The organism is Candidatus Cloacimonadota bacterium, from assembly GCA_020532355.1.
Lineage (GTDB): Bacteria > Cloacimonadota > Cloacimonadia > Cloacimonadales > Cloacimonadaceae > UBA5456.
Window position 1 is genome coordinate 1 of record JAJBBD010000223.1, and the last position, 2665, is coordinate 2665.

Consider the following 2665-nt stretch of genomic DNA (forward strand, 5'->3'; position numbering starts at 1 on the left):
GCAAGAGGACATAGTGATAATCGTGGACGAGATTGATTACGCCTTCAAACAGCAGCAACTGCTCGGAACGATCAGGGATATCGTGGATAATACTGCGGCAATTGTGATACTGGTGGGAATGCAAAATGCTCGTGATCGCCTGGCGCAGATCAATGAATACTACTTCGACCGCTGCAACTCATTCTACGAGTTCGAATCAGCCAGTCTGAAAGACATCACTGCCATCGCCAGGGAAGTGCTAGAAGTGGAAGCGAGTCCGGAGCAAATCAATACGATCTATTTCAACAGTGGCGGGAATCTGCGCAAAGCCATGAAAATGCTGCACCTGCTGGAAACGAGCATCAAAGCCGAACAAGGTCACTCAGAAACCACAGAGCAAAGGAAAACACTATGCTTAACTCCGAAGCTGTCTCCAATCTGATCTCTAAGTATAATCAGCCCTTCACTCCCAAAATGCTGGCAGGCATGCTAGATGGCGATATCAAGGAAGTCGAGCACCTGCTTGGTGATCTGGCGAAAGCGGATAAGGTGCGATGTATCTCTCCCAGCAATTCACTCTATGTGCGAGCCAACCGATATACTCAAGGCATGGCTCCCGATCCTCGCTGTAAATGGAATTACGACATTAAGACAGCCATACAGCTGCTGGACATCATCGAAAAGAAAAGCTATCGCTCAGTCAGAGAACTAACCAAAGACTTTGGCAGAAGCAGGCAGTTCGTGTTTGTCTATCTGGAAGCCCTGGCGTCGATCAGCATCATAGGTATGAATCCGCATGGCTACTACATCAAGACTAGGCTGGGTATTGAGCAACTTGGACGCTATATACTGCCTGGGATACTGGGTGTTCTGAAGAGGTATTCAGGGATGAGGCATTCGTATGCGATGAGGATGAAATGTTAGTACTGATTGAATCATATAGACCAAAGTCAAGTTTTGCAGTTTTTATAAAACTCTTTCATAGAACGCATAATGTCAATATTCTGACGGTTTCTGACAAATCCGACTTGCTCGAGGATCTTTGCTGCTCCAGGGCTGGATATGTCTAGTGCTTGTATCGACGAGTAAACACCATTCGTGAACACATGATTAATGCAGTTTTGTATAACTGCTCTTGCTAGGCCCCTTTTTCGATAACTTTGCTCAGTTGATAAATAATTAATTGTAAGCATATCTGGATTCATACTCGGATAAGCTCTTATTGTCGTTATTGGCTCATCTGAATCTAATGCTACTGACCAAACTGCTTTACCTATCAAAGTGTTTTCCCATAAAACAAATTCTTCTTTCCAATATGGATATGCCAACGATTCAAGGGCATGCATTTTTGCTCGGTATTGAAGGGGGATAGATTCCATTATAAGAAACTCAATATTTCTATTCATTTCTTTTGTTTCTTCTACAGATGCAAGAACCGCATCTTGATTAAACATATCCTTATAGTAATATACATTTTCGTGGTTTTGAAATGGCATGATTCACCTCCTTTAATATATCTGAATCTATGATTAGGGAATAGTCCCCTCTACATTCTCGTATTCAGATCTCGCCATAATTCCAGGACGCTTTCAGTACGATACATCACATGTCTCCTAAGAGTTTTTTCGATTGCGAAACTCAATGGTTGTGGTAATTCTAAAGCCATTTGGCGAGGTTTTCCTGCTAGAATATCTTCTGGAGTAAAACTAAGTTTGGTCGACAACGCTAGTTGCAAAAAGACTAATCCTAAATGATACAAATCAATTCTATGATCGATAGGTCCAAACTCGTCAGGATTCATGATTTCAGGCGGTAGCATCCATTGGGCTCGAACATTGCCTACTGATACATCTGTTATGAACTTACCAACCCCCAAATCTCCTAGCTTGAATTGAATTACATCAGGATTTGCGTCATTCATTTCGTCCTTAACAAACTTAGTAAAGATGTTGCCAACATGAATGTCTTGGTGCACAAATTGGTTAACGTGTAGATAGTGTACAGCCTGCAATATACATCTTGCGATAGGTCTTAACCACAACATCCCTTCCAGTCCATCAAGTGAAAACAGTCCATCTAAGGAGCCATAACAACGTTCTGTGACAATATAAAAAGTATTCCTGTACTCAAAGGCATCATAAACATAAGTAACATTGGGATGGCGTAACAAAACTAGTTTCTGAAATTCTTCTACGGCATTATCTTTAACATATTCGTAAGAGCCAAGGGGTTTTAGAACTTTTACCGCTAAATCATTATCCCACACGTCAGTGCAAGCATATACATGACTGAAGTTTCCTTCCCCGATCTTTGATCCAATTTCATATGTATTATTTGTTAAAAGCGATGTAATAACCTCTCCCTCAGAGGGGAAAACACACTGTTTTGCTTGTTGGCTAGGCACTATTTCTTGCATGATCCGTCCTTAGTTCGATAATTTTTATGTTCAAAACCCTTGAAGAACATAACGTTTTTTGTCAATTCCTTTATTAAAGAGAAGGGAATTAGCGGGATGTTAGCCAACATATACCCCCTAAATGCGGACAATACCTGAAAATATCGGTTGACGAATTGGTAAGGTTTCGAAACATATAATCTGGCGATGGTTTTATGCAAAAAAGGTACCTATAGCCTTATCCAAGCTACTGCTATTATGGATGTAAGGAGAGATTATGAATTGGAAGAA

Annotated in this window: 4 protein-coding genes; 2 read left to right on the top strand and 2 right to left on the bottom strand. The window is 41.0% G+C overall.

Features of this window, described 5'->3' with window-relative positions:
* On the top strand, positions 1-421 hold a 421-nt coding region (locus LHW48_07605), incomplete at its 5' end, for an ATP-binding protein (protein ID MCB5260321.1).
* Positions 391-903 carry a hypothetical protein gene (locus LHW48_07610; GenBank protein ID MCB5260322.1) on the top strand — a complete coding sequence of 171 codons (513 nt, stop codon included), beginning with the start codon at positions 391-393 and terminating at the stop codon, positions 901-903. The genes LHW48_07605 and LHW48_07610, both read left to right, overlap by 31 nt.
* Positions 904-929: 26 nt before the next feature.
* Here LHW48_07610 and LHW48_07615 read toward each other — a convergent pair whose 3' ends face one another.
* A complete protein-coding gene (locus tag LHW48_07615; protein ID MCB5260323.1) occupies positions 930-1475 on the bottom strand; it encodes a GNAT family N-acetyltransferase in 546 nt (181 codons plus the stop codon).
* Positions 1476-1525: 50 nt separating this feature from the next.
* Complete coding sequence (locus LHW48_07620) at positions 1526-2395, bottom strand: protein kinase family protein (protein ID MCB5260324.1); 870 nt, start codon at positions 2393-2395, stop codon at positions 1526-1528.
* Between the last annotated feature and the right edge of the window lie 270 nt (positions 2396-2665).

Excerpts from the sequence above, each read along its gene's own strand:
- LHW48_07620 (MCB5260324.1), bottom strand. The coding sequence starts at position 2,395 with ATGCAAGAAATAGTGCCTAGCCAACAAGCAAAACAGTGTGTTTTCCCC.
- LHW48_07610 (MCB5260322.1), top strand. The coding sequence starts at position 391 with ATGCTTAACTCCGAAGCTGTCTCCAATCTGATCTCTAAGTATAATCAG.
- LHW48_07615 (MCB5260323.1), bottom strand. The coding sequence starts at position 1,475 with ATGCCATTTCAAAACCACGAAAATGTATATTACTATAAGGATATGTTT.